Source organism: Pseudomonas sp. S1(2024), from assembly GCF_046557535.1.
This window is the reverse complement of sequence record NZ_JBKGFP010000038.1, coordinates 1-4,479: the sequence shown is the minus strand read 5'-3', so window position 1 is coordinate 4,479 and position 4,479 is coordinate 1. Positions and strand designations below refer to the sequence as shown.

Below are 4,479 nucleotides of genomic sequence, written 5' to 3'. Positions count from 1 at the left end.
TTGCGCCCAAGCGCTGGGAACCAATCCCCAAAGGGGACAGCGGGATCCCTGTGGGAGCTGGCTTGCCGGCGATGGGCTGCAAAGCAGCCCCAATGATCCAGGCCTGGTCGCGAAATCAGCGATCCGGCAAGGTGATGTTCAGCTCCAGAATCGAGCAGCTACCCTGGTTTTCCAGCTCGATATGCACATCATCGTTGCCGATGTTCACATATTTGCGGATCACTTCCAGCAGTTCTTTCTGCAGCGCTGGCAGGTAGTCCGGTTCGCTGCGTTGGCCGCGCTCGTGCGCCACGATGATCTGTAGACGCTCTTTCGCTACCGACGCGCTGGTCTGTTTCTGTCTGCCACGAAAGAAGTCAAAAAGGTTCATGGTTTACTTGCCTCCAAACAGGCGCGCGAAGAATCCTTGCTTCGGCACTTCGATGAACCGCAGGGGCTTTTCTTTGCCCAGCAGACGGTCGACGGTATCGCTATAGGCCTGGCCGGCATCGCTCTGGTCGTCGAGGATGACCGGGATACCCTGGTTGGAAGCCTTGAGCACTGCCTGGCTCTCGGGGATCACACCCTTGAGCTTGATCGCCAGGATCTCTTCGACGTCGGCGATGCTCAGCATTTCGCCCTTTTCCACGCGCTCCGGGTGGTAGCGGGTGATCAGCAGGTGTTCCTTGATCGGCTCTTCGCCGTTCTCGGAGCGGCGCGACTTGCTCGACAGGATGCCCAGCATGCGGTCGGAGTCACGAACCGAGGATACCTCGGGGTTGGTGACCACGACGGCTTCGTCGGCAAAGTACATGGCCAGGTGTGCGCCTTTCTCGATACCGGCCGGCGAGTCGCAGATGACGAAGTCGAAGTCTTTCTTCAGCTCCATCAGGACCTTTTCCACGCCTTCCTGGGTCAGCGCGTCCTTGTCACGGGTCTGGCTGGCGGCCAGCACGTACAGGTTCTCGAGGCGCTTGTCCTTGATCAGGGCCTGTTGCAGGTTGGCTTCGCCGTTGACCACGTTGACGAAGTCGTACACCACGCGGCGTTCGCAGCCCATGATCAGGTCGAGGTTACGCAGGCCCACGTCGAAGTCGACGATGACGGTCTTGTGGCCACGCAGTGCGAGGCCGGTACCAATGGCGGCGCTGGTGGTGGTCTTGCCCACCCCCCCCTTGCCGGAAGTAACCACGATAATCTTGGCCAAGGTGTTTCACCCCTAAAATAATCGGGACACACGTCCCTGCAAAAATACAAATAAATGGCAACGGTAAGAAAAGTTGCACTAAAAATGCTGGCAAGTATCCGTTAAAGACGGGTGATGTTCAACACGTCGCCAGACAGGCTGACTTGCACGCCTGTGCCCCACAGCGGGTCGCGGCGCAGGTCCTCGCAGACCTTGTACTGGCCGGCGATGGAGACCATTTCGGCGGTCATCTGCTGACAGAAGATACGTGCCTTGGTATTGCCTTTGATGCCGGCCAGGGCGCGGCCGCGCATGGCGCCGTACACATGGATGTTGCCATCGGCCAGAAGTTCCGCCCCCGGGCTGACCGAAGCGGTCACCACCAGGTCGCCGCCCTGGGCGTAGATCTGCTGGCCGCCACGTACTGGCGCAGTGATGATGCGGGTCGGGCGCACCTCGGGTTCGAGGATTGGTGGCGGGACAGGGGCCGGCTCGGGCTTCTTCACCTCGGGTTCGGGCTCCAGCGGCCGCTCGCGCGCGCCGGATGGCGGCAGCACCGGCAGGTCGATGGCAATGGCGGCGGCGATGTCCTCGATGCGGTTGGCACGGATGGCCAGGGTACGCAGGCCGTGGTGGCGGCAGATCCGCATCAAGCCGGGCAGGTCGATTGCCCCCTCGTCGGCCGGCAGCTTGTCCAGCGCCAGCACCAGTGGCGTGTTGCTGAAGAAGTTCGGTGCCTGGGCGACTTTGGCCGCCAGTTGGCGGTCGAGGGCTTCAAGGTCATTGCGCGCCAGCTCCAGCACTGTAATGGCGAGCATGCTGCCCTTGAGCTGGAACACGGAGGCGGTGTCGGGTGTGTGGTTTGGGCTCATGGTCTGCATAGACGGCTTGTTGCGAAAAAAGTGCCCTGACTTATAACGATAAGACCGGTTGCCCGCAACATGCGCTGATCCGTTGTAGAATGCGCGGCCTTTGTCTTTCCGGAAGCTTCAATGGAACGCCCGCGTTTTCGTCCCTATTTCCTTCACCCACGTTTCTGGGGCCTGTGGCTGGGCCTGGGCCTGCTGTGGCTGGTGGTCCAGTTGCCGTACCGGGTACTGTTGAAAGTCGGTGCCGCGCTGGGAGCGGTGATGTACCGCTTTGCCGGTGAGCGGCGGCGCATTGCCGCGCGCAACCTGGAGCTGTGCTTCCCGGAGCTGTCGGTCGACGAACGGCAGCGCCTGCTCAAGGCCAACTTCGCCTCCACCGGTATCGCCTTCTTCGAAATGGCCATGAGCTGGTGGTGGCCCAAGGCCCGGTTGGCGCGCCTGGCCCATGTCGAGGGGCTGGAGCACCTGCAGGCCGCCCAGCAGGCGGGGCAGGGGGCCATTCTGATGGCGGTGCACTTCACCACCCTGGAGATCGGCGCCGCACTGCTGGGCCAGCATCACACCATCGATGGCATGTACCGCGAGCACGGCAACCCGCTGTTCGACTTCATCCAGCGCAGCGGCCGCGAGCGGCATAACCTCGACTCGCTGGCGGTGGAGCGCGAGGACGTGCGCGGCATGCTCAAGCTGCTGCGTTCGGGCCGGGCGATCTGGTACGCACCCGACCAGGACTACGGCGCCAAGCAGAGCCTGTTCGTGCCGCTGTTCGGCATCCCGGCGGCGACGGTGACCGCTACCACCAAGTTTGCCCGGTTGGGCAAGGCGCAAGTGATACCGTTCACCCAGAAGCGCCTGGAGGATGGCAGCGGCTATCGCCTGGTGATCCACCCGCCGCTGGCGGATTTCCCCGGGGAGAGCGAAGAGGCTGACTGCCTGCGAATCAACCAGTGGGTGGAAAGCGTGTTGCGCGAATGCCCCGAGCAGTACCTGTGGGCGCATCGCCGGTTCAAGTCGCGGCCCGAAGGGGAGCCGCGGCTGTATGACAAGAAGAAGCGCTGAATTTTGTTTTGCCTGTGCCGGCCTATTCGCGGGCGCGCCCGCTCCCACAGGTATTGCACAGCCTTCAAGGCCGGTGAAGAACCTGTAGGAGCGGGTTTACCCGCGAAAGGGCCGGCACTGACAGCCCACCCACCCCAGGAAGGACTCCAATGGCCCCACCCCCGGTAACCGGTCTTATCCTTTCTGGCGGCGGCGCCCGCGCCGCCTACCAGGTGGGCGTGCTGGCCGGCATTGCCGAGTTGCTGCCCGCCGGCGCGCACAACCCGTTCCCGGTCATCGTGGGCACCTCCGCCGGGGCCATCAACGCCGTCACCCTGGCCAGCGGCGCCACCCATTTCAGTGACGCCGTACAACGGCTCACCGCCTTCTGGCAGAACTTCCGCAGCCACCTGGTCATCCGCAGCGACTGGCCCGGTGTGGTCCGTCAGGCCAGCCGCTTCGTCGCCCACAACCTGCTGGGCGTGGGTGGCCCGGCGCCAGTGGCGCTCCTGGACAGCAGCCCATTGCGCGGCTTGCTGCAGGCGCACCTGAACCTGGACGGTATCGCCCACTCCCTGGCCGCCGAGCAACTGCGCGCCGTCGCGGTGACCGCGTTTGGCTACGAGTCCGGCCAGGCGGTGACCTTCTACCAGGGCCGCGGCACCATCGAAGCCTGGTTGCGCCATCGCCGTATCGGCATGCCCACGCCATTGACCATCGATCATCTGCTGGCCAGCGCGGCCATCCCGCTGCTGTTCGCCCCGGTGCGGCTGGGCGATGAATATTTTGGTGACGGCGCGGTACGCCAGTCGGCGCCGATCAGCCCGGCCCTGCACCTGGGCGCCAGCCGGGTACTGGTGGTCGGGGTCAGCGGCAACCCGCAGCGGCCGGCGCCACCGCTGCCGACCCAGCGGGTGTTCAGCGGGCAGCAGCCGAGCCTGGCGCAGATCGGCGGGCACATGCTCAACAGTACGTTCATTGACAGCCTGGAAGACGACATCGAGCTGCTGCAGCGCCTCAACCACCTGAGCCACCTGTTGCCGGCGCACCTGGACGCCCGGCGCCTGGGCCTGGCGCCGATCGACGTGCTGGTGGTGGCGCCCAGCCAGCCGCTGGACGAGATTGCCGCGCGACATCGGCGCGAGTTGCCGGCGGCGTTGCGCATGTTCCTGCGTGGGCCGGGGGCGACGCGTACCAGCGGGGCGGGGGTGTTGAGCTATTTGCTGTTCGAGGCCAGTTACTGCAGCGAGCTGATAGAGCTGGGGCGAAAGGATGCCTTGGCCAAGAAGCGGGAGCTTTGCCAGTTCCTGGGGATTTGAGGTTGCCTGTGATGGCCCTATCGGGGGGAAAAAACCCCCCCCCCCCCCACCCAAGAAAAGGGAAGCGTTAGGGCAAGTGGGGGACGGG

General features: G+C 64.3%; 5 protein-coding genes. 2 read left to right on the top strand and 3 right to left on the bottom strand.

Annotated elements, in window-relative coordinates:
• Positions 1 to 115: 115 nt before the first annotated feature.
• The 3 genes from minE to minC all read right to left on the bottom strand — a co-directional run bounded on the left by minE (position 116) and on the right by minC (position 2,046).
• Positions 116 to 370 carry a cell division topological specificity factor MinE gene (gene minE, locus ACLCGK_RS11115; protein WP_003252572.1) on the bottom strand — a complete coding sequence of 85 codons (255 nt, stop codon included), beginning with the start codon at positions 368 to 370 and terminating at the stop codon, positions 116 to 118.
• A gap of 3 nt (positions 371 to 373) precedes the next feature.
• The gene (minD, locus tag ACLCGK_RS11110) at positions 374 to 1,186 is read right to left on the bottom strand and encodes a septum site-determining protein MinD (RefSeq protein ID WP_013971423.1); all 813 of its coding nucleotides are present in this window, start codon (positions 1,184 to 1,186) and stop codon (positions 374 to 376) included.
• 101 nt (positions 1,187 to 1,287) lie between these two features.
• Entirely contained in the window at positions 1,288 to 2,046 is a 759-nt protein-coding gene (gene minC / locus ACLCGK_RS11105) for a septum site-determining protein MinC (protein ID WP_023660587.1), read from the bottom strand.
• A 111-nt stretch (positions 2,047 to 2,157) separates the two neighbouring features.
• On the opposite strand from minC, the gene ACLCGK_RS11100 reads away from it, so the two are divergent.
• Positions 2,158 to 3,093 (top strand): lipid A biosynthesis lauroyl acyltransferase, encoded by a 936-nt coding sequence (locus ACLCGK_RS11100; protein ID WP_054573876.1) that lies wholly within the window; start codon positions 2,158 to 2,160, stop codon positions 3,091 to 3,093.
• Between the two features lie 149 nt (positions 3,094 to 3,242).
• Entirely contained in the window at positions 3,243 to 4,391 is a 1,149-nt protein-coding gene (locus tag ACLCGK_RS11095) for a patatin-like phospholipase family protein (RefSeq protein ID WP_013971426.1), read from the top strand.
• The last annotated feature ends 88 nt before the right edge of the window (positions 4,392 to 4,479 follow it).